We start from the raw sequence: 22,541 nt of genomic DNA on the forward strand, positions 1-22,541 counted from the left end.
GCCGCCGGAGCAGTGGGGTGCGCGGTCAGCGCAGCGCGAGCAGGCGCTCCGTGAGGGGCTCCAGCTCAAGTCCATTGACGGTACGGAGTGTTGAGACGGCGTCGGCGGGCAGCGAGGCGAGGCCGGCGACGGAGCCGGCGACCGCTCCCGCGATCGCGCCGATGGTGTCGCTGTCGCCGCCGAGGTTCGCCGCGAGCAGGCTGCTGCGCCACGGGTCGCCGCCGGCGACGGAGAGCACGGCGAAGGCGGCAGGTACGGACTCCTGGCTGGCCACGCTCGTCCCCACCAGCGAACTCACCAGGTCCAGGGCGTCCGTTTCCGGGATGCCCCTGACCAGCTCGGACGCCCAGGCGATACGGGAGGCGATGTCGGCGCCCGCGATCCAGTGGCCGCGTTCGGCACCGGCCCGGGCGGCCTGTATGGCCGCGGCCACGGCCTCCTCCAGGGTGCCGCCGCCGACCCCGGCGCTCACGGCCGCGGCGACGGCGGCCGCACCGGCGATGCCCAGCGTCGTGTCGTGGGTGACCTGGCAGGATTCCACGACCCGGTCCAGGAACGCGGGGGAGTCCGCGGGGAAGGCGATGCCGACCGGAGTGACCCGCATGGCCGCGCCGTTGGTCGCACCGTGCTTTCCGGCCTCCTCGGGCGGCACACCGGCGGCCACCGCGTCGAGTGCCGCCTTGGTGGAGGGGCCGAGCAGGTCCAGGGAACCCTTGGCCCGCATCTCCTTCTCCCAGTCGAGGAGTTCGTGCGCGAGCCGCAGCGGATCGATGTGCCCGCGGCCTTCCACCAGCAACTTGGCGACGAGGACGGCCTGTTCGGTGTCGTCGGTGACGGACCCGGCGGGCATCCCCGCGCTCACCGGATTGTCGGGCCCCGCCGGCGCGAAGCCGGTCAGCGTCCCGTACGCGCGTACGACGTCGCGCCGGGACATCACCTGGGTGGGCATGCCGAGCGCGTCGCCGAGGGCGAGGCCGTGGAACGCGCCGAGCGCGCGGTCGAGGGTGGACGGATCGGTGGTCATGGGTGATCTCCTCGCCCCGAGCGGACGTGCAGTTGGAACCTGGCGGGGTCGAGGAGGCTCGTGACCTGTTCGACCACGGTCCCGTCGGCGGCCCGGTACACCTGGGCCAGCCGCAGGAACGGCTCGCCGGGGGAGCGGTGCATCACCGTGGCCTCCTCCTCGTCCAGCCCGCGCATCGAGACCAGGCCCTCGCCGGACTGGGAGATCCGCCCGGCCGCGAGCAGGGTCTTGTTGAGGGAGCCCTCGGTGAGGCCCCGCTCGGGAAGGTCGGCGAGCGTGCCGACGGCGGGCACCCGGCTGTGTTCCAGCGAGACGCCCCTGCCGTCCTCCGCGATCCGCCGCACCCGGTCGAGCGCGATGAACTCGTCCTGTCCGGTGCCGAGTTCGGCCGCGAGGGCCGGATCCGCGATGATCTCGAACCGCAGTACGTCGGTGGCCAGCTCCGTCGACTGTCCCGCCAGGGCGCGTGTCCAGCCGAGCCGGTTGTCCAGCGGCGCCCCGTCGAAGGTGACGAACGACCCTATGCCGGGGTGCGTCGCGATGAGCCCCTGCTCGCCGAGGGCCTGGAGTGCCTGCCGCAGCGTCGTACGGCTCACGCCGAACCGCTCGGTGAGTACGTGCTCCCCGGGCAGCCGCTCTCCTGTGGTGTGCACGCCGGCTCTGATCTCGTCGGCGAGCACCCTGGCGATGCGCTGATGCTTGTGAACCTGTCCAGGCATGTATGAACTGTAAGCAGACAGGACTGGACAGGTCCAGGGGTAGCAGTTCACGAGTGTGGTCGTGGGCCGGCTGCGGGCTTATCGCGGGCCGACTGCGGGCCGACTGCGGGCCTCGTCTTTAAGTCAATCGTTTGACTTAATTCCCGGGCAGGGTGTTCACTCACCGGGCAGGCGCGGCCCGTCCGGCCGTCACGGAGAAGGACCCCGAGTACAGAGCTGGTGACTGCCATGACCACTGCTCAGAAGGACCGTACGGCCGGAACGCGGGAAGCCATCATGGCCGCGGCGGAACGCCTCTTCGCCGAGCACGGGCCGGCCGCCGTCTCCCACCGGCAGATTGCCGAGGCGGCGGGACAGCGCAACAACGCCGTCGTCGGCTACCACTTCGGCAGCAGGACCGAACTGGTCCGCGCGATCATGACGTGGCGCGGCGAACAGACCGACCGGCTCCGCGGCCAGTACGTGAGCGCCCTCGGCGACAGCGAAGACCTCCGAGGCTGGGCCGGCGCCCTGGTCCGGCCCGTCACGGAACACCTGGCCGCGCTCGGCACCCCCTCCTGGAACGCCCGCATGACCGTCCAGGTCATGACCGATCCCGCCATGAGTGCCCTGGTCTCCGAAGAGGCGTGCGCCCGCCTGTACTTGCGGCAGATCCTCGACGGCCTCGGCCGCTGCCTGGACGGTGTGCCGCCCGAGGTGCGCGTCGAACGCGGTGCCATGGCCCGCAACGTGATCACCCACATGTGCGCGGAACGGGAGCGGGCCCTCGCCGAGCACGCCGGCCTGCTGCACGAGACCTGGGAACGCACCGCCGACGCGCTGACCGACGCCATCGTCGGCCTGCTCACCGCCCCGGTCACGTCGGCTCGCGGGTGAGGGGGCGCGGTGCGCGTGAGGGGGCGGGCCACGCGTGAGGGCCGCGCCGACCCGTACCGAGCTGTCCCGTACCGCCCCGCCCTGCCCCGTACCGAGCCGGGTCACCCCCTACCGAGCCGGGTCACCCCCTACTGAAGGGAAGCAACGAGCATGAGCACCGCACCCCAGGCGGACGCCAACCCCGCCGACGGCCTGCCCGCATTCCCCCACCCCCGTGCCGCCGGCTGCCCGTTCGGCGTCTCGCCCGGCATGCGCGCCCTCCCGGCGCGCGGGCCGGTCTCCCGGGTCCGCTCCTGGGGAGAGAGCACCCCCTGGGTGGTGACCAGCCACGCGGAACAGAAGACCCTGCTGGGCGACCCCCGGCTCAGTGCCGACTTCTCCCACCCCGGCTTCCCCAGCCCGGTCGACCCCGCGAAGGCGCGCGGCGGCAAGACGGACATGAGCTTCGTCGGCATGGACGACCCCGAACACGCCCGGCTGCGGCGCATGGTGAGCGGTGCCTTCACCGTCAAACGAATCGAGGCACTGCGCCCCGCCGTGCAGAAGATGACCGACGACTTCCTCGACACCATGCTCGCGGGCCCCAAACCCGCCGACCTGGTCCAGGCGCTCGCCCTGCCCCTGCCGTCCCTCGTCATCTCCGAACTGCTCGGCGTGCCCTACGAGGACCACGAGTTCTTCCAGGCCAACAGCAAGACCATCGTCTCCTCCGTGGCCACCGCCGAGGCCCGGCAGACCGCCCACGCCAACCTCGCCGGCTACCTCGACGACCTCGTCGGCAAGAAGACCGCCGACCCGGGCGACGACCTGCTCTCCCAGCTCGGCCGTCGCATCGAGGCCGGGGAGCTGACCCGCCGTCAGGCGGCCAGTATGGGCGTCCTTCTGCTCCTCGGCGGGCACGAGACCACCGCCAACATGATCACCCTGGGCACGCTCCTGCTGCTGGAGAACCCGGACCAACTGGCCGTCATCCGCGACACCGACGACCCCAAGGTGATCACCGCCGCGGTGGAGGAGCTGCTGCGCTACCTCTCCATCGTCCACCTCGGGCGTCGCAGGACAGCGCTGGAGGACATCGGCATCGCCGGGCAGACGATCCGTGCGGGGGAGGGCGTCATCCTCCTCAGCGAGCTCGCCAACCGGGACCCCGAGGTCTTCGAAGAACCCGACACCCTGGACATCACCCGCGACGCCCGCGCCCACCTGGCCTTCGGCGCCGGCACCCACCACTGCGTCGGCCAGCCCCTGGCCCGCATGGAGCTCCAGATCCTCTACCCCACCCTCTTCCGCCGCGTCCCCACCCTCCGCGCCGCAACCGGCCTGGACCAGGTCCCCTTCAAACACGACGCCGTCATCTACGGCGTCCACGAACTCCCCGTCACCTGGTAGGTGAAGCGCGGTCCCGGCAAGACGTGCGTGAACAGGGCGAGTTGAGCGACGCTCTCAGCGGTCGCGTCTCCTGCGCGCCGCCCGGACACCGCGGGTTCGGCTGCCGCACGTGTCAGTCCGAGTGCCGCAGCCCCGCGACGAGGAGCCCCACGAGGCGACGCGCGTCGTAGCGGGAGCTGCCGGCGCCGGCGCACAGGCCCCCGACGCCGCGCATGAGCTCGTACGCATCCATGCCGGAACGGATCTCGCCCGAATCGGCCGCGGCGTCGAGCAGTTGGCCGCATACGGGTACGAGCCGTTCGAGGAAGTAGGAGTGCAGCGGGTCGAAGCAGGGGTCGTCGGACTGCAGCACGGTGGCGAGCCCCTGTTTGGTGACGACGAAGTCGACGAAGAGGTCGATCCACTGCCCGAGGGCCGCGTACGGGCTCGCGCTGTCCACCAGCAGGCGAGGGCCCGCCTCGGCGAGGGCTTCGACCTGATGCCGGTAGACGGCGACGATGAGGTCGGCGCGCGTCGGGAAGTGCCGGTAGATCGTGGCAGTGCCGACGCCTGCCTCGGCTGCGATGTCGCGCATCGGTGCCTCCACGCCCGAGACGACGAAGACCGCCGCTGCCGCGTCGAGCAGCACTTCCTCGTTGCGTCGCGCGTCCGCCCGTTTGGGCCTGGCCGGCCGTTCCGCGCTCCGCTCGCTGCCGCTCACCGGATGTCTCCTTCGCTGCCGCCGCACTAAGCGGGACAGTGTCCCGTATATTCGAAACGGGACGGTGTCCCGGTTGTCCATGGTGGCAGGCCGGGAGCCGGGAACCAACCTGCGCCCACGTGTCAGCTGGAAGGAAGACCCCCCCATGAACGCATCAGACGCAGCGGCCACACACCTGGTCGTTCCCGAACCCACGCCCGTCGTCTCGGTGCGGGCCGTCGTACTGGAGGCGCCGGGCCGGGGCGAGGACCTGCAGGTGAAGGTCTCCGCGCCGACGACCGGAAGCGAACTGCCGGTCGTGGTCCTCTCGCACGGCTTCGGCTCCTCGCTCAACGGTTACGGCCCGCTGGCCGACTTCTGGGCCGCCCACGGCTTCGCGGTCATCCAGCCCACCCATCTCGACTCCAGGACAGTGGGCCTGCCGCAGGACGATCCCCGTACGCCGCGGATCTGGCGGTTCCGCGTCGAGGACCTCATCCGCGTCCTCGACCGGCTCGACGTGCTGGAAGCCGCCGTCCCCGGCCTCGAAGGGCGCCTCGACCGCGGCCGCATCGCAGTGGCCGGGCACTCCGTCGGCGGCCAGACGGCGGGCAACCTGCTGGGGCTCCGCGTCAATGATCCGGCCGGCGGGGAGGGAGAGGACCTGTCCGACGCGCGGGTCCGGGCAGGCGTGCTGCTCGCCACCGCCGGTACGGGCGGAGCCGATCTGTCGGCGTTCGCAGCCGAGCACTTCCCGTTCATGAACCCGGACTTCTCGCACATGACCACACCGGCCCTCGTGGTCGCCGGGGACAAGGACGATTCCCCGCTCACGGTCAGGGGGCCGGAGTGGATGGCCGACCCGTACGTCCTGAGCCCGGGCGAGAAGAGCCTGCTCACCCTGTACGGGGCGGAGCACTCCCTCGGCGGGATCGCCGGCTACGAGGTCCAGGAGACCACGGACGAGAACCCCGACCGTGTCGCCCTCCTCCAGCGGGTCACCTGGGCCTACCTCCGCCACGCCCTCGGCGTCGAGGACGCGGGCTGGACGGCGGTTCAGCGGGAACTGGCCCACAGCGAAGCCCCGTTGGGCCGCATCGAATCCAAGTGACCTCCGCGGCAAGAGGCCAAGGGTGACCATCCGTCGAGGTGTCCGAGGGGTGTGCGGCCGGCGCCGGCCTGATGCTCCACTTCGGCGGCTTCGACGACTCGGCCGAGACCACCACGGCCATCGGCCACGAGGTCGTGTCCGCCCTCGAAACGGTCGGCCTCCGTGCGGAGTGGGACGGTGACCCTGGCCGCCCGATCGGAGTCACCCCGCTGGACTGGCGCCGTCGCCTGATCGGCTAGCGGCTGTCCGGCGGTCCGCGGTCGACGAGACTGGGGCCCGGATGCGCCGTCAGGTCCCGGACCAGGGAGGATGGCAGTCGGCGTGCGGTGTGTGCGCCGGGTGTCGGGCGTGAGCCGAGTGGTGTGGAAGGAAGCGGTCAGGGTGCGTGCGGTGGTGTACGAGGAGTTCGGACGGGTTCCCGAGGTGCGGGAGGTGGCGGAGCCCTCGCCGCCGCGTGACGGAGTGGTCGTACGGGTGGAGGCCACGGGCCTGTGCCGCAGTGACTGGCACGCCTGGCAGGGCCACGACGACGGCGTGACAGCCCCGAACGTACCCGGGCACGAACTGGCCGGACGTATCGAGGCAGTCGGCCCCGACGTACATGAGTGGAAGCCCGGCGACCGCGTCACCGTCCCCTTCATCTGCGCCTGCGGACGCTGCGCCGCGTGCGTCGCCGGCGATCACCAGGTGTGCGAGCGGCAGGAGCAGCCCGGGTTCACGCACTGGGGCTCCTTCGCCGAGTACGTGGCCCTGCATCACGCCGACGTGAATCTCGTCGCGATCCCCGACGGCATGTCGTACGCCACCGCCGCGTCGCTGGGCTGCCGCTTCGCCACCGCCTTCCGTGCCGTCGCCGACCAGGGCCGGGTGGCCGCCGGTGAATGGGTGGCGGTGCACGGCTGCGGGGGAGTGGGCCTGTCCGCCGTCATGGTCGCCGCGGCGTGCGGGGCCCGCGTCGTCGCCGTCGACATCTCGCCCCAAGCCCTGGACCTGGCACGGGAGTTGGGCGCCGCCGCTGTTGTGGACGCTTCCCAGGGCGACGCCGCCGAGGGCGTGATCGAGGCGACGGGCGGCGGCGCGCACCTCTCGCTGGACGCTCTCGGCTCGGCGGGCACCTGCGCCGCGTCGGTCGCCGGGCTGCGACGGCGGGGCCGGCACGTACAGGTGGGGCTGCTGCCCGGGCCCGTGCCGGTGGCGATGGACCGCGCCGTCGCCTGGGAGTTGGAGATCCTCGGCAGTCACGGCATGGCCGCCCACGCCTATCCGCGGATGCTGGAACTTGTGAACGCCGGGGTGCTGCGCCCCGACCTGCTGCTGGAGGGCACCCTCACCCTCGATGAGACCCCGGCGGCGCTGGCAGCGATGGGGACCGCCTCCCCGCGCGGCGTCACCGTCATCAGCCCCTGGACGAACTGACGCCGCCCCGGCCGCCCTTCACCGGTCCCGGACGGAGACCAGGCCGTTGAACACACCGGCGTACGCGGTGCCGTCCGGGCCGATGGTGATGGGCGCCCAGTTGTTGTCGTAGAACGGGCCGGTGCCGGTGAGCTGCTTCCAGCGGGCCTTGCCGGTGCGGTGGTCGACTGCCGTGAGGTACCAGGCGTCGACGCCGCGCCGGTCCGGTTCCTTGGTGTAGAAGTACAGCAGCCCGTTGCCGGTGGACAGTTTCGCGACGCTGGAGGGCGCCTTGACGGGGCTCGTCCACACCCGGTCGCAGCCGCTGCCGTCCCGGCGTACGTCGATCCGGGTCACCCCGCCGGGCACGCTCTTGCCGAACGGCAGTGAACCCGGGTTCTCGTAGCCGTAGTTGTTCTCGACCACGAGGCTGTCGCCCCAGCCGATGAGGGAGTTGTCGGTGGTTGAGGCGCCGTGCCCGAAGACAGGAACCCGGCACACGAGACGGCCGGTGTCCCGCCGGCGCACCTCGACGCGCATCCGGTCGTCGGCGTTGTCGGTGATGGCCACATAGCCCTTGCCGCCGGCGCCGAGCAGCGTTGGCGTGGTGCCCGAACCCTGGCTCACCGAACCGGGCTTGGACCGCGTACCCCGGTCGTACGGCGTGCGCCAGCGCACCACCGGACGCCCGTCGCTGTCCGTACCGAACCGGTAGAGGGCGTGGTCGGAGACGATCGAGACGCCCTCGGGCCCGGTGGAGAAGGAGTTCTGGATCTCCTCCCCGCGCAGCCTGGTGGCGCGGACGATCCCTGTGCCCGGATCGACCGTGCCGATACGGCCCTTGCGCGTCACCCACCAGATACGCCCCTGCCAGTCGGGTGCGACGGAGGTGACCGGATCGCAGCTGCCGCGCGGGTACAGATTCGTCCAGGACACGCAGTCGTGCGGCACGTGCGCAGTGAGGTCCCAGTCCGCGTCGCGGTGGAACCGCCAGGTACCGTCGGCGTCCTGACTGTGCGTCAGCCGAAGGATGTGCTGCCGTGAGTCGGCGAGCACGAGCCGGTCCTCGTGGTCGAGATAGGCGTACGCGCCCCCGGACGTGTCCTTGAAGATCTTCGAGAAGTCGAGCCGGGAGACGGCCTCCACGGTCGACGGCCGCTGTGGCAGCCGGTACTCGGCCAGCGTCCGCATGGTCCGCGGTGCCAGCAGCTTCACCCGGAAGCCCTGGAACGTACCGCACACCGTCACGATGCGCCCGCCCCGGTCGAACGTCAGCGTCGCGCACTCCCCGCCCACCGCCGCCATCGCCGCACTGCGCACCTGCGGCGTACGACCGAGCGGCCCGGAGTACGGGTGGGTGTCGCTCGACGCCCCGTCACCATGCATGCCGCTGCGCCCGTTGGGCGCCAGATACGGATTCTGCGGCGGCTTCTCGCCCGGTACGGGCCGCGCCGCGGCGGGCGCCCCGCTGTACTGCTCGACCAGCCGGTGCCCCGGCGCGCGCGGCACCTCCCGCGCCTGAGCGGGGACGGCAGGGGCGAGAAGGGTGGCGACGAGCAGCGCGAGCACGGGCGTGGTGGAGCACAGCGGTCTGCTGGACACGACGGTCACCCTCCGGCAGGCAAGCGGCGAACCCGGCGACCGTACGGACACTCTCTTCAACAGTCCATGCCACAGCGGGTGTTGGCCGACAGGGACCGCGGGGCCGCTTCAGCGCAGCCTCTAGGGATCCACCTCTAGGGATCCACCTCCAGGGATCCACCTTTAGGGATCGACGGACAGCGCGTACGAGGGGGCCAGGCTGCGTACCTCCACGGAGTGGACGCGGCGCGCCGTGGGGTCGGGGGAGAGGTGCTTGTCCAGCAGGGCGAGTACGGCTTCGGACAGCCGGTCGTGCAGTCCGGCGTCGCGGCCGGGCAGCAGCCCGATCTCCACGTGGACGAACGAGGCCTGTCCGGCCTCGGTGTCGCCGATGTACGTCTCCGCGGCGGGGCGTACGAACGTCTTGCACACGCCGGTCGAATCCGCCGTCTCGACGACGAGGGGATGCAGCTGCTGTACGAAGGCGTGCCGGTCGAAGACGTCCTCCAGGTGTGCGGAGTAGTCGACGGTGATGTGCGGCATGCGGGCTCCGGTGAATAGTGGTGACTACAACTATTCTCGCGCGCGGCGTCCGGCACCGGAGCAGGGCCCCTCCCGTAACGGCCCGGTGTGTGGCGTCACTGTGGCGGTTCGGCCCGGGCGGGCTGGACGGTGATCCCCGTCAGGAGGATGTCGGCGACGGTCTCGGCGTGCTCCCGCAGCTCGGCCGGAGTGCGCGGAACGTCGGCTCCGAGCAGCCGCGCCTCCACGGAAAGGGCGAACTGGCCGCAGCCTCCATTGGTGACCAGGTAGTGGAGCGTGGCGTAGGGGAGGGGGCGGATCCGGCCGGCGGCGACCAGGCGGTCGAGGAGACGCTCGACGCCGGGGCGCAGCGGATTGATGAACCGTTCGACGACGAAGCGGATGCGTGGGCTGTCGACGGCGCCCTCGTGGTTCATGATCCTGACGACCTGGGGGTACGTGGCGGCGAACAGGACCTGACGGACGATGCCCTGCCGCAGGGCCTCCAGGTCGTCGGCCTCCGGGCTCTCCGCGGCCTCTTGCCACACGCGTTCCGCGTGGGTCAGGGCGTGCTCCATGGCCGCGTACCACAGCTGCTCCTTGGAGCCGAAGCGTGCGGTGAACAGCGCGTGGCTGATGCCCAGTCGACGGCTGAGCGCACGGACCGACGTGCCGTCGTAGCCGGTCTCCGCGAAGGCGTCCAGGGCGGCCACCAGCAGGGGGCCGGGATCGAGTTCCTCGCCGGTGCGCGGCCGGCCCCGGCCGCGAGCCGCCCCGCTCTCCTGCCCCTGACGTGCCATGGTCCGGCTCCTCTCCTGTCGGCCGCGCAAAATTTTACATGTGCCCAATTTACGCGCCGTCCAGGTGCCTGACCTGCGGCTACGGCTCCCGGGTGACACGGGGGCGAGCCTCTCGGAGCGCCACGCGGAGTTGCCCGGGGCCGGGTCGGCGGAGCATGCTGATGGTAGAAATTAGACGCGTGGAAATTAAAAGGTGGCGCTCCAGCGCAAGGGGGTGCTCTGGCGCAAGGTGGTGCTCCCGCTCCGGCCACGCGGATCAAGTGCCGGGGAGAACCCCGGGCCGATGTCAGCGCCGACGCCGTCACAGCTGAGGCAAGGGCACGAACGAAATCCGGAAGTGAACACATGTCACGCAAGAACATCGACATCACCGTTCCCGACCTGTCCGGGAAGCGTGCTGTCGTCACCGGGGCGAGCGACGGAATGGGACTCGGCATCGCGACGCGCCTGGCCGCCGCCGGCGCGGAGGTCCTCTTGCCGGTCCGCAACCCGCGCAAGGGCGAGGCGGCACTCTCCACGATCCGCCGGCAAGTGCCCGGCGCGGACGTGTCACTGCGCGAACTCGACCTGTCCTCCCTCGCGTCCGTCGAGGCGCTGGGCAAGACCCTGCTGGACGAGGACCGGCCCCTTCACCTCCTCATCAACAACGCCGGCGTCATGACACCGCCCGAGCGGCAGACGACCGCCGACGGGTTCGAGCTGCAGTTCGGCACCAACCATCTCGGCCACTTCGCCCTCACCGCCCGCCTGTTGCCCCTCCTGCGCGCCGGCCAGGCCCGGGTCACCTCGCAGGTCAGCGTCGCGGCGAACGGCGGCGCCATCAACTGGGACGATCTGAACTGGGAGCGGTCCTACGACGGTATGCGCGCCTACCGCCAGTCGAAGATCGCGTTCGGGCTCTTCGGCCTGGAGCTCAACCGGCGCAGTGCAGCGGCCGGTTGGGGCATCACGAGCAACCTCTCGCACCCCGGAGTCGCTCCCACCAGCCTGCTCGCCGCCCGCCCCGAAGTCGGACGCGACAAGGACACCCTGGGCGTCCGCGCGATCCGCGCCCTGTCGGCGCGCGGCATCCTCGTCGGGACGGTACAGACCGCACAACTGCCCGCCCTCTACGCCGCCACTTCCCCCGACGCCAAGCCCGGCGGCTTCTACGGACCCAGCGGACCCGGCCACTTGGGCGGCCCTCCCGGAGAGCAGAAGCTCTACAGCCGACTGCGCGGCACCGACGACGCCCAGCGCATCTGGCACGTCTCCGAAGAACTCACCGGCGTCCGCTACGAGGGATAGCCGCAGCCGACCCCGCGTGTTCGCCCGCGTCCGCTGACCAGCCACCCGTCAGCCACGTCAACAACCCGCCGGGGCAAGACACCTAGGCTGGCGGGATGGGTGATCAGGCAGGGGCCGCGGTGGTCGTGGCAGGCGCTGTGTGTGAGGGAGGGCGGTTGCTCGCGGCGCGGCGTACGGCGCCGCCGGAGTGCGCGGGCCGGTGGGAGCTTCCCGGCGGGAAGGTCGAGCCGGGGGAGACCCCCGAGCGGGCGCTGGTGCGCGAGCTGCGGGAGGAGCTGGGCGTGGACGTCGAGCCCGTGGCGCCGCTGCCCGGCGAGTGGCAGCTGCGGCCGGGGCTCGTGCTGCGGGCCTGGCAGGCGCGTCTCGTCTCCGGTACGCCGCGGCCGCTTCAGGATCACGACGCGCTGCGCTGGCTCGCGCCCGGCGAGGTGTACGACGTGGACTGGCTGGAGCAGGACCTGCCCTTCGTGGAGGAAGCCGTACGGCGCCTCGCGGCAGAAGAGTCCGTCACCGGGTGAGTCGTCCGGGACGTGGCCGGCTCAGCCGTCCGGTCCGCGGAGCCTCGGCCGTCACCGGGTGAACGTCTGGGCCGTCACCGGCCGCAAGCCCCGGCGGACCGACGCCGGCCCGGGATGCACCGGTGGGCGGCCCGCGCCGCCACCGGCTGCCGGCCCAGGCGCTCATCGCCTGATCATCCGGTCCGTCGACGGCGGTCTGCCGGTACCGTCACCGGCTGAGCCGCTACCCGCCCCGCCCGTCACGTCGCCGCGTCAGCGGCTGAACGCTTCGCCGAAGCCCGCGTACCGCTCGCGCAGTACGCGCTTGAGGATTTTGCCGGTGGCGTTGCGGGGGAGTTCGTCGAGGAATTCGATCCGTCGGGGGCTCTTGAAGGCCGCGATCTTCTCGCGGGTGAAGTCGATCAGCTCTGCGGGGTCGGGATCGTGTCCGGCTTCCGGGACGACGACCGCGCAGACGGTCTCGCCCCACTTCTCGTCCGGCAGCCCTATGACCGCCACGTCGGCGACGCCGGGATGGCGGTGCAGCGCCTGTTCCACCTCGACCGGATACACGTTCTCGCCGCCGGAGATGACCATGTCCTTCTTGCGGTCGACCAGGGTGATGAAGCCGTCCGCCGCGGCCACGGCGAGATCCCCGGTGTGGAACCAGCCGCCCCGCAGCGCCTCCGCGGTCGCCTCGGGGAGGTTCCAGTACCCGGCGAAGACGTTGGGTCCGCGGACGGCCAACTCCCCGACGGTGCCCGCCGGGACGTCCGCGTCGTGCTCGTCGACGATGCGGACTTCCACGTGCGGGAAGGGCAGGCCGACCGATCCGGCGCGGTCGACGACATTGTCGCCGTCCAGTGCGAGGGCGGCCGGCGCGGTCTCTGTCATGCCGAAGCCCTCGGTGAAGTTCCAGCCGAGCGCCCGGGCACCCTCGATGACGGGCAGTGGACACGGCGCCCCGCCGCAGAGGGGCCAGCGCAGGGAGCGCGTGGAGTGGGCGAGGTGCGGGACCCGCAGCAGTGCGGCCCACATCGCCGGAACGAGGAACTGGTACGTCACCCCGTACTCCGCCATCAACTCGGCCGTCCGCTGCGGCTCGAACGCCGACTGCAGTACGACCGTGCCGCCCGCGTAGAGCACCGGCAGCGCCGACAGGCCCAGTGCGCCGATGTGGAACAGCGGTGCCGCCGCGAGCGAGATGTCGTTCCGGGACAGGCCGGGCCCGGCGGTCAGTATGTTGACCGCGTTCCAGAACATGTTGTCCTGGGTGAGCATCGCGCCCTTGGGGCGGCCCGTGGTGCCCGACGTGTACATGAGTGCGCAGACGCGGTCGCCGGTGACTGTCGTACCGAGCGGGCCGGCCGGGTGGCCGTCGGCCAACTGGCCGTCGATCAGGGCCTGGACGTCCGCGGCGGATCTCAGGGTGTGCGTCACCGTGTGGCCGTCGTGCTCCAGTGCGGCCGTGGCCAGCCCTGCGGTCTGCTCGGAGTGGGCCAGTGCCCGTGCGCCGGAGTCGGCGAGTACGAACGCCACTTCGGCCGGGGCGAGCCGGTAGTTGACCGGTACGGTGACGCCGCCCGACTTCGAGGCGGCGACGAGCAGTTCGAGGTAGGTGACGGAGTTCTCCATCAGTACGGCGAGCCGGTCGCCGGGCTCCAGGCCGAGCTGCCGCAGGCCCCGGGCGAGCGCGTCGGTGCGACGGTCCAGCTCGCCGTAGCTCGTACGGGCTCCCGTCGCGCCGTCGATGAGCGCCGTGGAGTGCGGGTCGCGTGCCGCATGGCGGGCGATCCAGCTCCCGATGTCTGTCTTGCGTGGAGCCGAGGCGGCAGCGCCCATGAACGTCTCCCGTTCCGTGAGTCCGGCAGGCAAGAGGAGTGCTGGAGCGGTCGTGCGGGAGGAGCCGGGGAGTTGAGGGCATCGTGCCCGCACCCGCGGCCCCGTACAAGGGGCGGCGCAGCAGCCGACACGGCGGCCGCGGAGGGGAGTTGGCGTCGGGCCGCCGCCGTCGTCCCGTCCCGGTGTCAGGGTCGGCCCGCGAAGTCACGCCCGCCGGGGGAGCGTTGCGGGGGGGGGCGGGCCCCGGAACGCTCCCCGTCCGTACGGCGGCCGGGTCCGTTCATCCGCCGTGCTGCGCCGTGTGCTGGGCGGCGAGGCGGACTGTCGCGTTGCGGGCGCCGTAGCCGCGGTAGCCCCCGGTGCGCTGGACGATCTCGAAGAACACCCGGCCCAGCGTGACGGTGTAGAAGTGGAAGAACTCGCCGTCCGCGTCCCGGTCGTAGAGGATGTCCAGCTCGCGCAGCGTGGAGAGGGTGTCCGGAGGCAGGTCGTACAGCGCGTCGAGGTCGTCGTAGTAGTTGGCCGGAACCGGCAGCAGTGCCGCTCCGCGCCGGCGCAGTTCGCGTGCCGTGCCCGCGATGTCGTCGGTCGCCAGGGCGATGTGCTGCGGCCGGTTCCCGGCGTCCTCCGGGCTGGGTGCGACGTTCAGCGCGATGCGCAGGGTCCCGGCGGTGTTGGCGACGGCCCGACTGCGGAAGAGGCCGTAGGGGTCGGCCAGTTCCTGGCTCTCATCGGGGTCGAGTCCCAGCACGCTGCGGTAGAACAGCGCCGCCTCGTCGAAGTGGTGCCAGGGCTGCGGCAGGGCCATATGGTCGATGCCCCGGATCCCGGCGCCCGCCGCACCCGGCTCCACCCCGTCCGGCTCCACCGCGTCCTGCTCCGGCGGGTGTTCGGCCGGGGCGAAGTCGTCCGTCCAGCTCGGATGGTCGGAGTGCCCCGTGCGGCAGAAGAACAACTCGGTGCCGTCCGGCCCGGCCACCGCGTCCAGCGGCGCCTCCCGCTCCCCGCGGCGGCGCGGCACCACGGGCGCCAGCAGCGTTTCCGCCCGTCGTACGGCTGCCGCCGGATCGGGCGACTCCAGCCCGACAGCGGCCAGCGCCGGGCCCGAACGCGTGCCGGGCACCGAGGAGTTGAGCAGCAGCCGCGCCTCGCCCTGCTCCCACAGCTCCACCGGCTTGCCGATGTGCCGGCCCGTACGGGCGAAGCCGAGCGCGCCGAGGAGGCCGCGCAGCGGCTCGGGGTCGGCCGCCGTCAGCTCGGCGAAGGCGAAACCGGAGGGGACCACCGGCGCGGGCGGAACGGCCAGCCCGGCCGCCTCCTCCAGCGCCAGGAGCGAGCGCCGCGCGTCGACGGCGGTACGGCCCGCGTCGGCCTGGCGGAACACGTCGTTGAACACCTCCAGCGACAGCGGGCCTTGATAGCCGGCCTTGACGGTGTGCGCCACCAGGCCGGCGACGTCCAGGCCGCCCTGTCCGGGGAAGCAGCGGTAGTGGCGGCTCCACTGGAGCACGTCCATCGCCATCAGCGGGGCGTCGGCGAGCTGCAGGAAGAAGATCTTCTCGGCGGGGATCTCCTCGATGCCCTGCGCGGACGTGCCGCGGGAGAGGATGTGGAAGCTGTCCAGGCACACCCCCAGTGCCGGATGGCCTGCGGCTTCGACCACTCGCCACGCGTGGTCGTAGGTACTGATGTGCCGCCCCCAGGCCAGCGCCTCGTAGGCGATGCGGATGCCGTGCAGCTGTGCCCGATCGGCGAGCTCGTGGAGCTGCGCGGCGGCGAGCGCGTCGTCGTCGACGGCGTCGGGGGAGACGCTGGAGCAGACGAGGAGTGTGTCCGCGCCGAGCCGCTCCATGACGGCGAACTTGCGCTCCGCGCGCCGCAGATTGCGTGCCAGTACGTCGGCGGGGACCGCTTCGAAGTCCCGGAACGGCTGGTAGAGGTCGAGGGTCAGACCGAGATCGGCGGCCCGTGACCGTACGTCCTCGGGGGCGAGCGGAGAGGCGATCAGATCGTTCTCGAAGATCTCGACACCTTCGAAGCCGGCTGCGGCGATGGCCGTGAGCTTCTCCGAGAGCGATCCGCTCAGGGACACGGTGGCGATGGACTTGCGCATGTCGTACTCCTCAGGGAACGGGCCGGGGCGGTACGGGTCCCGTCCGGCGGGATGCCCGTGCCGCCCCGGGTGTGCCGTGTGCGGCGGTCAGGCCCCGGGCGGGGCGCCGACGAGGCCGGCGAGGTCGTCGAGCATCCGGTCGGTGTGCGGCTCCAGACCGGTGAACAGCCGGAAGGCGTCGGCCGCTTGGAAGACGGCCATGCCTCCGCCGTCGAGGGTGCGGCAGCCGATACGGCGGGCCTCGTGCAGCAGCTCCGTCTCCAGCGGCCGGTAGACGACCTCGGCCACCCACAGGCCGGGCCGCAGCAGCGCGGCCGGCAGGGGAAGGCCCGGACTCCCGGCCATACCGACGGGAGTGGCGTGCAGGAGGCCGTCCGCGCGCGCCAGTTCACCGTCGAGGTCCGCCGGGGCCACGGCGACGGCGCGGCTCGGCCCGAAGCGCCGGTTCAGGTCCCCGGCCAGCACCTCCGCCCGGGACGGCGTCGTGTCCAGCACGGCGAGGTGTCCGGCACCGAGGGCGAGCAGTGCGTGCGAGACGGCTGTCCCGGCGCCGCCGGCGCCGAGCTGGACGACGCGGTCCAGCGGTGCGCCGGGCAGCCCGCGGGTGAAGGCCCGGGCGAAGCCGGTCACGTCCGTGTTGTGCCCGACCGTGCGGCCGGCCCGGAAGACGACTGTGTTGACGGCTCCCAACTCGGCGGCTTCTGACGCCAGTTCGTCGAGATGCTTGATGACGGACTGCTTGCAGGGGTGGGTGACGTTGAACCCGTCGAACCCCACCGTCCGCGCGGCGTGCAGCAGTTCACCGGTGGCGTCGTCGACTCCCGTACCGGTTGCGGCGCCCAGCTCGATGACGCGGTAGACCAGGCGCAGCCCGTGCCGGTCGGCCTCCCGCTCGTGCAGCACGGGGCTGAGCGAGGGCCCGATGCCGGAGCCGATGAGACCGGTCAGGTACGAGTGGCCGGCGCGCGGCGTACGTACGTGGGCGACCGCCGCCATCACACGGTTCCGGTCGGGGACGCCTCGGCGGTACGCGTACCCCCGGACGGCCCGCGTGGTGTCAGCCCGAGCTCCGCCGTCGGCACCCGGTGCGTTTCGCGGCTGCTGAGCGCCGCGACGGAGCTGACGATGCAGAAGGCGCCGGTGAGGACGGCGACTCCGATCCACCCGGAGTTGTCCGGACCCGCGATCTGCTGGGCGAAGGTCACCGCGAATCCGGAGACGGCGAAGCCGATCTGCGTCCCGATGGCCATGCCGGAGAGCCGGACCTGCGTCGGGAACATCTCGCCATAGAGGGACGGCCAGATGCCGTTGGCCGCGCTGTAGACGACGCCGAACAGCAGGATGCCGGTCAGCAGGACCAGCCCGTAGCTGCCCGTGGTGATGGCCCACAGGTACACGAACGTCATGACGCCCGAGCCGATGGTTCCGACGAGGAAGACCGGCCTGCGGCCGACGCGGTCCGAGAGGTGCGCCCACAGCGGGATGGCGGCCAGTGCGACGGTGTTGGCGAGGACACCGACCCACAGCATCGACGAATCCTCCAGGCCGCCGGCGTCGCTGGTGGCGAAGGAGAGGGCCCAGACGGTGAAGATGGTGCTCACCGTCGAGATGAGCGAGGCGGCGATCACCCGCAGCAGGTTGGGCCAGTGGCCCCGGACCAGATCGACCAGCGGCAGCTTGGCGACCGCGTTGCCCGCCGCGGCCTCCTTGAACACGGGTGTCTCCTCCAGCTTCCGCCGGATGACGTAGCCCACGACGGCGACGATCGCGCTGAGCAGGAACGGTATCCGCCAGCCCCAGGTGTGCAGTTGATGGTCCGGGAGGGCCGCGACGGGGATGAAGATCAGGGTGGCCAGGATCTGGCCGGCCTGGGTCCCGTTCAGGGTGAAGCTGGCGTAGTAGCCGCGGCGGTGCTCGGGAGCGTGCTCCAGCGTCATGGAGTTGGCGCTGGCCTGCTCGCCCGCGGCCGAGAGTCCCTGCAGTACGCGCATGAGGACCAGCAGCACCGGGGCGAGGGTGCCGACCTGCGCGTAGGAGGGCAGACAGCCGATGAGGAAGGTGGACAGACCCATCAGGATCAGCGTCAGGACCATGATTTTCCGGCGGCCCAGCCTGTCGCCGAAGTGCCCGAGGACGACGGCGCCGACGGGGCGCGCCGCGTAGGCGACGCCGAAGGTCGCCAGGGAGATCAGGGTGGCACTGGCGGGGTCGTCCGGGCTGAAGAAGACCTTGGGGAAGACGAGCGCCGCCGCGCTGCCGTAGATGAAGAAGTCGTAGTACTCCAGGGCGCTGCCGATCCAGGCGGCGATCGCGGCCTTGCGCGGGCTGCCCGATGAGGCGGGGGACGGGGCCGGGGCACCGGCCGGAGGTCGGGACACGGGGACTCCAGGGGGAGGGCGCGTTCCTGGCGGGAACGCGGGGAGCGGTGCGGGGCGGGTGCGCGGCCGTCGGCACCACGGCTCTGGGCCACGGACGCGGTCACCCGGGCGGGGCCTGGAACGCCTGCAGCGGCGCGTTCGCCGGGCCCGAACTCTGTTAACGCACTAGGTAGTTCATTACATGCTGCAGGGATGTTGCGTCCGCCGCTCCGGGCTGTCAATGGCTCCCGCGAAATCCGCCCGGGACCCGGACGGCCCCGGGGCCCGGACGGCCCCGGGGACCGGTCCTGGCCGTCCTCGCTCCGAAAGCGGCCCGCCCCGCCGGCCCTTCACCCCGCGTACGGGCACCGCCCCCGCGCCCGCTCGCGGGCCTCCGCGTCCAGATAGAAGTTGGGGCGCTGGTCGGCCTGGTCGTAATAGCGGTGGAAGACCGGGGTGACGCCGCCGGAGACCGGCGGGACGACCCAGCTCCAGTCGGCCGGTATGGTGCGGCCGTGCCGTTCCTCCCGGGCCACGTGGGTGAGGAAGTGGCGGGACTCGGTGTGGTGGTCGGCGATCCGCACTCCTGCTGTGTGGAAGGAGTGCAGGACCGCGATGTTGAGTTCGAGCAGGGAGCGGTCCCGCCACAGGGTGGTCTCGTTCCCGGTGTCCAGGCCGAGGCACTGGGCGATGACCGGGAGGAGGTTGTAGCGGTCGGTGTCGACGAAGTTGCGGGCGCCGATCTCGGTGCCCATGTACCAGCCGTTGAAGGGCGCGAGCGGGTAGTCGACGCCCCCGATGCGCAGCCGCATGTGGGAGATGGCGGGTACGGCGTACCAGCGCAGGCCCAGCGCGGTGATCTGCTCGAAGTGCGGGTGGACGATGGGCACTTCGTGTACGAGCCCGCGCGGTACGTCGAACAGCTGGGGCTTGTCGTCCGGTGTGTCGATGACCAGCGGCAGGATGTCGAAGGGGCTGCCCGGTGGCCGCCAGCCCAGCCGGCGTACCGCGTCGGTGAAGTCCGCGAGCGCCGGGTCGCCGGTGACGGTGCCGTCCTCGTTGCGGTGCCCGGCGTAGCGGATGAGCTGGTCGTTCCACACGCGGGGCGCGGGCCGGCCCGGCGTGTCGGGCGCGAAGACCGAAATGACGGGCCGGATACGGCCGTTGTTGGTGGCCAGGCCCAGGTGGTCGCACAGATCGCGGTGGATGTGCTCGGCGGTGGTGGACCCGCGCCGGTCGAGGACGCGCAGGCTGTTCCAGTAAAGGCGGCCGATGCAGCGGCTGGAGTTGCGCCAGGCGACGCGTGCGCCGAAGGTCAGCTCGGCCTCGGTGTGCCGGTACGTTCCGGTGGCGTCGATGGCGGCACCGACCTCGGCCAGCCGGCGGGCGAGGGGAGTGGGCTGTTCCGGCTGCTCGGTGTGGAACTGCCGCAGGAACTCCGCGGCTTCGTCCCGGTCGGCGACGGGGACGACCGGCCTCTTCCCGTGTGCCGAGGCGCTGTTGAGGCCACTGCCTGTGTACGTTCCGGTCGCGGTGTTCACGGCGCCCCCTTCGTGCCGGCGCGGCTCTCGTCCGCCAACGCTGTGCCGAACACGCGGTCCCAGTACGGCGCGGAGATACCGAAGCCGCGGGTGTCGTCGCGGAAGTGATGGCGCATGTGCAGCCTGCGCAGGTGCCGCAGCAGCCGGTTCCGGGGGCGGGCGTGGTGCAGATAGAGATGGAACAGGTCGTAGCTCAGATAGCCGGCGGTGTAGCCGGCGCCGAAGGTCAGCGGCAGCGAGCCGGCGCCGCAGCCGAGAAGGAGCGCCCCACCGACCATCGGCACGCTCAGCAGCGGGCTGAGGATGGAGCGGCGTACATCCTGCGGGTAGGCGTGGTGCACACCGTGCAACAGCCAGTGCATCCGTGCGCCCAGGCCCTGTTCGGGCTCGTAGTGCAGCACCACGCGATGACCCCAGTATTCGGACAGCGTCCAGACCGCGTACCCGGCCGCCGCCCACCCCGCCAGCGCCCAGCCCCCTGCCTGGCCCCGCGCGCCGTACACGCAGACCGCGATGACCGGAACGAACAGCAGCGCGCTGACGAGCGGATGGACGTGGACGAGGCGGTCCAGCACCGGCGGCAGTTCGGCCGGTGCGGTGCCGCGCCGGATGGCGCCCTTGGTGGACGCGGGTGCGGTGCTCATGCGCCGGTCCTGTTCTCCGCGACAGCCTCCGGAGCGGTCTCCGGTGCTTCGGGTGCGGAGCCGCTTGCGGGGGCGTGCAGGGAGACGACCCGGTCGTCGGCGGAGGCCGCAGCGGGGCCGAACACGCGCTCCTCGTACGGGCGTCGCGCCGCGGTGTCGGTGGTGTGCAGCAGCTGGTCGGCCTTGAGGAAGCGGCCCAGCACATCGCGTACGTTCTGCGGGACGAGGAACATCAGGCGGGTGACCGGGTTGGTCCAGCCCGGTACGTACACCGAGTAGCGGCGCGGGTGGCGGGCGGTGCTGACGACCCGCTCGGCGATGTCGACGGACGTGAGCAGCGGTACGAAGCGTCCCTTGCCGACGCCCGAAGTGAGCTTCGTGGCGGCCGGGATGGGCAGCACGATGGACAAGTGCACACCGGAGCCGCGCAGTTCACCCCGTACGGCCTCGGACAGGCCGGTCACGCCGTGCTTGGCGGCGGAGTAGGTCGCACAGCCGGGCAGCCCGACCATGCCCACGGCCGACACCATGTTGATGACGTGGCCCCGGCCGCGGTCGCGCATGACGGGCAGGGCGGTCTTCATGCCGTGCAGCGTGCCGAGCAGATTGACGCCCAACTGGTGGTGCGTGGCGGCCTCCGTCTCGCTTTCGAAGCGGCCCACGAGCATTTCGCCGGCGTTGTTGACGAAGATGTCGATGGGCCCGTGGTCACGCTCCACGTCCTCGAAGAAGGCCCGCATGGAGGCGGGTTCGGTGACATCGAGCGCGTACGCGCGGGCCCCTACCCGCTGCGCGACGACGCGGGCGTGGGCCAGGTCGCGGGCGCCGATGGCGACGTGGGCGCCGCGGTGGCGGAACGCCGCGGCGGTGGCGAGGCCGATGCCGCGGCTGCCGCCGGTGATGGCGACGACCTTCCCTGTGAGATCGATGGACACGGTTCCTCCTGAGCTGAAGCAGGTGCTGGTTACGGGCAGTTGGAGTGGTCCCGGCCGGACCGCGCGGGGTCCAGGACGGACCGTGCGGAGTCCCGGCCGGGGGACGTACGAGCTCTCACTTCGCCGAGGTGAAGTGGCGCGCGTGCCACACCAGCGGGGAGCCGGCGTGGTGCCCGGCGGCGCGGACCAGTCCGGTGACGATCGTGTGGTCGCCGCCGGGGTGCAGGTCCGTCACCTCGCAGGCCAGCCACGAGAGGGCCGCGCGCAGGATGGGCACCGAGGCGACCGGGTCGTACGGCAGGCCGTTGAAGCGCGTCGCCGGGTGGGGCGTGGGCCGGGCGAACGCCGCGGCGACCGGGGCGTGCCGGTCGCGCAGCACGTTGATGCCGAAGGCGCCGTGGGCGCGGATGCGGGCCAGCGTCTGGCTGTCGTTCGCGAGCGCGGCCAGGGCCAGCGGCGGATCCTGGGACAGCGAGCACACGGCGCTGGCCGTCATCCCGCAGGGCCCTTCGGAGCCGTAGGTGGTCAGGATGCTGACGCCGGACGGGAGTTGGGCGAAGGCGTCCCGGAACTGCCGGTCGGACACCTGCCCCTTGGCGAGCACGGCGGGCGCGAGCGTCGGACGGGTCATGTCACCCACCCGCTGCCACGGTGGGAGCGGGAGTGGCGTCGGATTCCGCGGCTGCAGCGGAGGCTTCGGCGACATCGATGTGTTCGCCGAACAGGCCGCGCAGGATCAGCCCGATACTCTCGGCCAGGGCCTGCCGGGCGACCGGGTCGAGAATCGCCGCCAGACTCGGCATGCCGAGGTCGAACGACGCGCTGAAGTGCACCCGTACGTCCGGCACTTGGGGCGCATCCGGTGCGGTGCCGGCCGGTCCCGGACTGCCCGCCTGCCCGTGCCCGCCGCCCTCCCCGCCGCCGGAGTCCGCGGCCGTCAGCTCCGTCACCCGCCACGTTCCGTCGAAGCGCTCGAAGTCGCCCTCGACCTGGGCGAAGTCGATGGTGAGCGCGGCGGGGTCGATGCGGTCGTGCTCGGACCAGCACAGCACGCCGTTGCGGAAGTTGACCGCCCAGTGCGAGGCGACGATGTCGTCGTCCACGCCGGTGACGGTCACCTCCCGTACGGCCGCGGTGTAGCGCGGGTAGGCGGAGAAGTCGGCCAGCCGGGTGAAGACCGCGGCCGGATCGGCGCCGGGAACGGTCGCCTCCAGAGTCACGCTGGGCAT

At 71.9% G+C, this 22,541-nt stretch carries 21 protein-coding genes and 1 pseudogene; 7 read left to right on the forward strand and 15 right to left on the reverse strand.

Features of this window, described 5'->3' with window-relative positions; all coding sequences use genetic code 11:
- Positions 1-25: 25 nt before the first annotated feature.
- Complete coding sequence (locus AC3AGO_RS35140; RefSeq protein ID WP_487824360.1) at positions 26-1,024, reverse strand: ADP-ribosylglycohydrolase family protein; 999 nt, start codon at positions 1,022-1,024, stop codon at positions 26-28.
- On the reverse strand, positions 1,021-1,743 hold the full coding sequence (locus tag AC3AGO_RS35145; RefSeq protein WP_487824361.1) for a GntR family transcriptional regulator: 723 nt from the start codon (positions 1,741-1,743) through the stop codon (positions 1,021-1,023). The genes AC3AGO_RS35140 and AC3AGO_RS35145 overlap by 4 nt, the downstream gene beginning before the upstream one ends.
- 228 nt (positions 1,744-1,971) lie before the next feature.
- On the opposite strand from AC3AGO_RS35145, the gene AC3AGO_RS35150 reads away from it, so the two are divergent.
- Together AC3AGO_RS35150 and AC3AGO_RS35155 are read left to right on the forward strand one after the other, a co-directional pair.
- Entirely contained in the window at positions 1,972-2,619 is a 648-nt protein-coding gene (locus AC3AGO_RS35150) for a TetR/AcrR family transcriptional regulator (protein ID WP_487824362.1), read from the forward strand.
- A gap of 150 nt (positions 2,620-2,769) precedes the next feature.
- Entirely contained in the window at positions 2,770-4,008 is a 1,239-nt protein-coding gene (locus AC3AGO_RS35155; RefSeq protein WP_487824363.1) for a cytochrome P450, read from the forward strand.
- A gap of 112 nt (positions 4,009-4,120) precedes the next feature.
- Here the strand turns inward: AC3AGO_RS35155 and AC3AGO_RS35160 are convergent, their stop codons facing one another.
- Positions 4,121-4,708 carry a TetR/AcrR family transcriptional regulator gene (locus tag AC3AGO_RS35160; RefSeq protein WP_487824364.1) on the reverse strand — a complete coding sequence of 196 codons (588 nt, stop codon included), beginning with the start codon at positions 4,706-4,708 and terminating at the stop codon, positions 4,121-4,123.
- Between the two features lie 145 nt (positions 4,709-4,853).
- Here AC3AGO_RS35160 and AC3AGO_RS35165 point away from each other — a divergent pair, with 145 nt between their 5' ends.
- The 3 genes and pseudogenes from AC3AGO_RS35165 to AC3AGO_RS35175 all read left to right on the forward strand — a co-directional run bounded on the left by AC3AGO_RS35165 (position 4,854) and on the right by AC3AGO_RS35175 (position 7,214).
- Positions 4,854-5,798, forward strand: a complete 945-nt coding sequence (locus AC3AGO_RS35165) for an alpha/beta hydrolase family protein (protein ID WP_487824365.1) — start codon at positions 4,854-4,856, stop codon at positions 5,796-5,798.
- A 44-nt stretch (positions 5,799-5,842) separates the two neighbouring features.
- Positions 5,843-6,037: pseudogene (locus tag AC3AGO_RS35170) on the forward strand (DUF6891 domain-containing protein); the annotation flags it as partial.
- 142 nt (positions 6,038-6,179) lie between these two features.
- On the forward strand, positions 6,180-7,214 hold the full coding sequence (locus tag AC3AGO_RS35175) for a zinc-dependent alcohol dehydrogenase family protein (RefSeq protein ID WP_487824916.1): 1,035 nt from the start codon (positions 6,180-6,182) through the stop codon (positions 7,212-7,214).
- 18 nt (positions 7,215-7,232) lie between these two features.
- Here the strand turns inward: AC3AGO_RS35175 and AC3AGO_RS35180 are convergent, their stop codons facing one another.
- The 3 genes from AC3AGO_RS35180 to AC3AGO_RS35190 form a co-directional block, all read right to left on the reverse strand.
- Complete coding sequence (locus tag AC3AGO_RS35180; RefSeq protein ID WP_487824366.1) at positions 7,233-8,795, reverse strand: hypothetical protein; 1,563 nt, start codon at positions 8,793-8,795, stop codon at positions 7,233-7,235.
- 162 nt (positions 8,796-8,957) lie between these two features.
- Positions 8,958-9,317, reverse strand: a complete 360-nt coding sequence (locus AC3AGO_RS35185) for a 5-carboxymethyl-2-hydroxymuconate Delta-isomerase (RefSeq protein WP_487824367.1) — start codon at positions 9,315-9,317, stop codon at positions 8,958-8,960.
- Between the two features lie 95 nt (positions 9,318-9,412).
- Complete coding sequence (locus AC3AGO_RS35190) at positions 9,413-10,096, reverse strand: TetR/AcrR family transcriptional regulator (RefSeq protein ID WP_487824368.1); 684 nt, start codon at positions 10,094-10,096, stop codon at positions 9,413-9,415.
- Positions 10,097-10,441: 345 nt separating this feature from the next.
- Between AC3AGO_RS35190 and AC3AGO_RS35195 the strand changes: the two genes are divergently transcribed.
- Positions 10,442-11,383 (forward strand): SDR family oxidoreductase, encoded by a 942-nt coding sequence (locus AC3AGO_RS35195; RefSeq protein ID WP_487824369.1) that lies wholly within the window; start codon positions 10,442-10,444, stop codon positions 11,381-11,383.
- Between the two features lie 95 nt (positions 11,384-11,478).
- Positions 11,479-11,901: a (deoxy)nucleoside triphosphate pyrophosphohydrolase gene (locus AC3AGO_RS35200; RefSeq protein WP_487824370.1), complete on the forward strand. Its 423-nt coding sequence runs from the start codon at positions 11,479-11,481 to the stop codon at positions 11,899-11,901.
- Between the two features lie 252 nt (positions 11,902-12,153).
- Here the strand turns inward: AC3AGO_RS35200 and AC3AGO_RS35205 are convergent, their stop codons facing one another.
- From AC3AGO_RS35205 to AC3AGO_RS35245, 9 genes are all read right to left on the reverse strand, one after another.
- Positions 12,154-13,722 carry an acyl-CoA synthetase gene (locus AC3AGO_RS35205; protein ID WP_487824371.1) on the reverse strand — a complete coding sequence of 523 codons (1,569 nt, stop codon included), beginning with the start codon at positions 13,720-13,722 and terminating at the stop codon, positions 12,154-12,156.
- A 280-nt stretch (positions 13,723-14,002) separates the two neighbouring features.
- Positions 14,003-15,835 carry a bifunctional sugar phosphate isomerase/epimerase/4-hydroxyphenylpyruvate dioxygenase family protein gene (locus AC3AGO_RS35210; protein ID WP_487824372.1) on the reverse strand — a complete coding sequence of 611 codons (1,833 nt, stop codon included), beginning with the start codon at positions 15,833-15,835 and terminating at the stop codon, positions 14,003-14,005.
- A gap of 87 nt (positions 15,836-15,922) precedes the next feature.
- Positions 15,923-16,831 (reverse strand): shikimate dehydrogenase, encoded by a 909-nt coding sequence (locus AC3AGO_RS35215; RefSeq protein WP_487824373.1) that lies wholly within the window; start codon positions 16,829-16,831, stop codon positions 15,923-15,925.
- Positions 16,831-18,213, reverse strand: a complete 1,383-nt coding sequence (locus AC3AGO_RS35220; protein ID WP_487824374.1) for an MFS transporter — start codon at positions 18,211-18,213, stop codon at positions 16,831-16,833. Before AC3AGO_RS35220 ends, AC3AGO_RS35215 begins: the two co-directional genes overlap by 1 nt.
- Before the next feature lie 329 nt (positions 18,214-18,542).
- Positions 18,543-19,733 carry a nitric oxide synthase oxygenase gene (locus tag AC3AGO_RS35225; protein ID WP_487824375.1) on the reverse strand — a complete coding sequence of 397 codons (1,191 nt, stop codon included), beginning with the start codon at positions 19,731-19,733 and terminating at the stop codon, positions 18,543-18,545.
- Positions 19,730-20,377, reverse strand: a complete 648-nt coding sequence (locus tag AC3AGO_RS35230) for a sterol desaturase family protein (RefSeq protein ID WP_487824376.1) — start codon at positions 20,375-20,377, stop codon at positions 19,730-19,732. Before AC3AGO_RS35230 ends, AC3AGO_RS35225 begins: the two co-directional genes overlap by 4 nt.
- Positions 20,374-21,312 carry an SDR family oxidoreductase gene (locus AC3AGO_RS35235; RefSeq protein WP_487824377.1) on the reverse strand — a complete coding sequence of 313 codons (939 nt, stop codon included), beginning with the start codon at positions 21,310-21,312 and terminating at the stop codon, positions 20,374-20,376. Before AC3AGO_RS35235 ends, AC3AGO_RS35230 begins: the two co-directional genes overlap by 4 nt.
- Positions 21,313-21,427: 115 nt before the next feature.
- Positions 21,428-21,943 (reverse strand): flavin reductase family protein, encoded by a 516-nt coding sequence (locus AC3AGO_RS35240; protein ID WP_487824378.1) that lies wholly within the window; start codon positions 21,941-21,943, stop codon positions 21,428-21,430.
- A gap of 1 nt (position 21,944) precedes the next feature.
- Positions 21,945-22,541: a type II toxin-antitoxin system RatA family toxin gene (locus AC3AGO_RS35245; protein WP_487824379.1), complete on the reverse strand. Its 597-nt coding sequence runs from the start codon at positions 22,539-22,541 to the stop codon at positions 21,945-21,947.

The sequence above is a fragment of the Streptomyces sp. BL1 genome, from assembly GCF_057628045.1.

Excerpts from the sequence above, each read along its gene's own strand:
- AC3AGO_RS35140 (WP_487824360.1), bottom strand. The coding sequence starts at position 1,024 with ATGACCACCGATCCGTCCACCCTCGACCGCGCGCTCGGCGCGTTCCAC.
- AC3AGO_RS35195 (WP_487824369.1), top strand. The coding sequence starts at position 10,442 with ATGTCACGCAAGAACATCGACATCACCGTTCCCGACCTGTCCGGGAAG.
- AC3AGO_RS35200 (WP_487824370.1), top strand. The coding sequence starts at position 11,479 with ATGGGTGATCAGGCAGGGGCCGCGGTGGTCGTGGCAGGCGCTGTGTGT.
- AC3AGO_RS35155 (WP_487824363.1), top strand. The coding sequence starts at position 2,770 with ATGAGCACCGCACCCCAGGCGGACGCCAACCCCGCCGACGGCCTGCCC.
- AC3AGO_RS35145 (WP_487824361.1), bottom strand. The coding sequence starts at position 1,743 with ATGCCTGGACAGGTTCACAAGCATCAGCGCATCGCCAGGGTGCTCGCC.
- AC3AGO_RS35245 (WP_487824379.1), bottom strand. The coding sequence starts at position 22,541 with ATGCCCAGCGTGACTCTGGAGGCGACCGTTCCCGGCGCCGATCCGGCC.
- AC3AGO_RS35190 (WP_487824368.1), bottom strand. The coding sequence starts at position 10,096 with ATGGCACGTCAGGGGCAGGAGAGCGGGGCGGCTCGCGGCCGGGGCCGG.
- AC3AGO_RS35210 (WP_487824372.1), bottom strand. The coding sequence starts at position 15,835 with ATGCGCAAGTCCATCGCCACCGTGTCCCTGAGCGGATCGCTCTCGGAG.
- AC3AGO_RS35150 (WP_487824362.1), top strand. The coding sequence starts at position 1,972 with ATGACCACTGCTCAGAAGGACCGTACGGCCGGAACGCGGGAAGCCATC.
- AC3AGO_RS35230 (WP_487824376.1), bottom strand. The coding sequence starts at position 20,377 with ATGAGCACCGCACCCGCGTCCACCAAGGGCGCCATCCGGCGCGGCACC.
- AC3AGO_RS35165 (WP_487824365.1), top strand. The coding sequence starts at position 4,854 with ATGAACGCATCAGACGCAGCGGCCACACACCTGGTCGTTCCCGAACCC.
- AC3AGO_RS35185 (WP_487824367.1), bottom strand. The coding sequence starts at position 9,317 with ATGCCGCACATCACCGTCGACTACTCCGCACACCTGGAGGACGTCTTC.
- AC3AGO_RS35240 (WP_487824378.1), bottom strand. The coding sequence starts at position 21,943 with ATGACCCGTCCGACGCTCGCGCCCGCCGTGCTCGCCAAGGGGCAGGTG.
- AC3AGO_RS35205 (WP_487824371.1), bottom strand. The coding sequence starts at position 13,722 with ATGGGCGCTGCCGCCTCGGCTCCACGCAAGACAGACATCGGGAGCTGG.
- AC3AGO_RS35215 (WP_487824373.1), bottom strand. The coding sequence starts at position 16,831 with ATGGCGGCGGTCGCCCACGTACGTACGCCGCGCGCCGGCCACTCGTAC.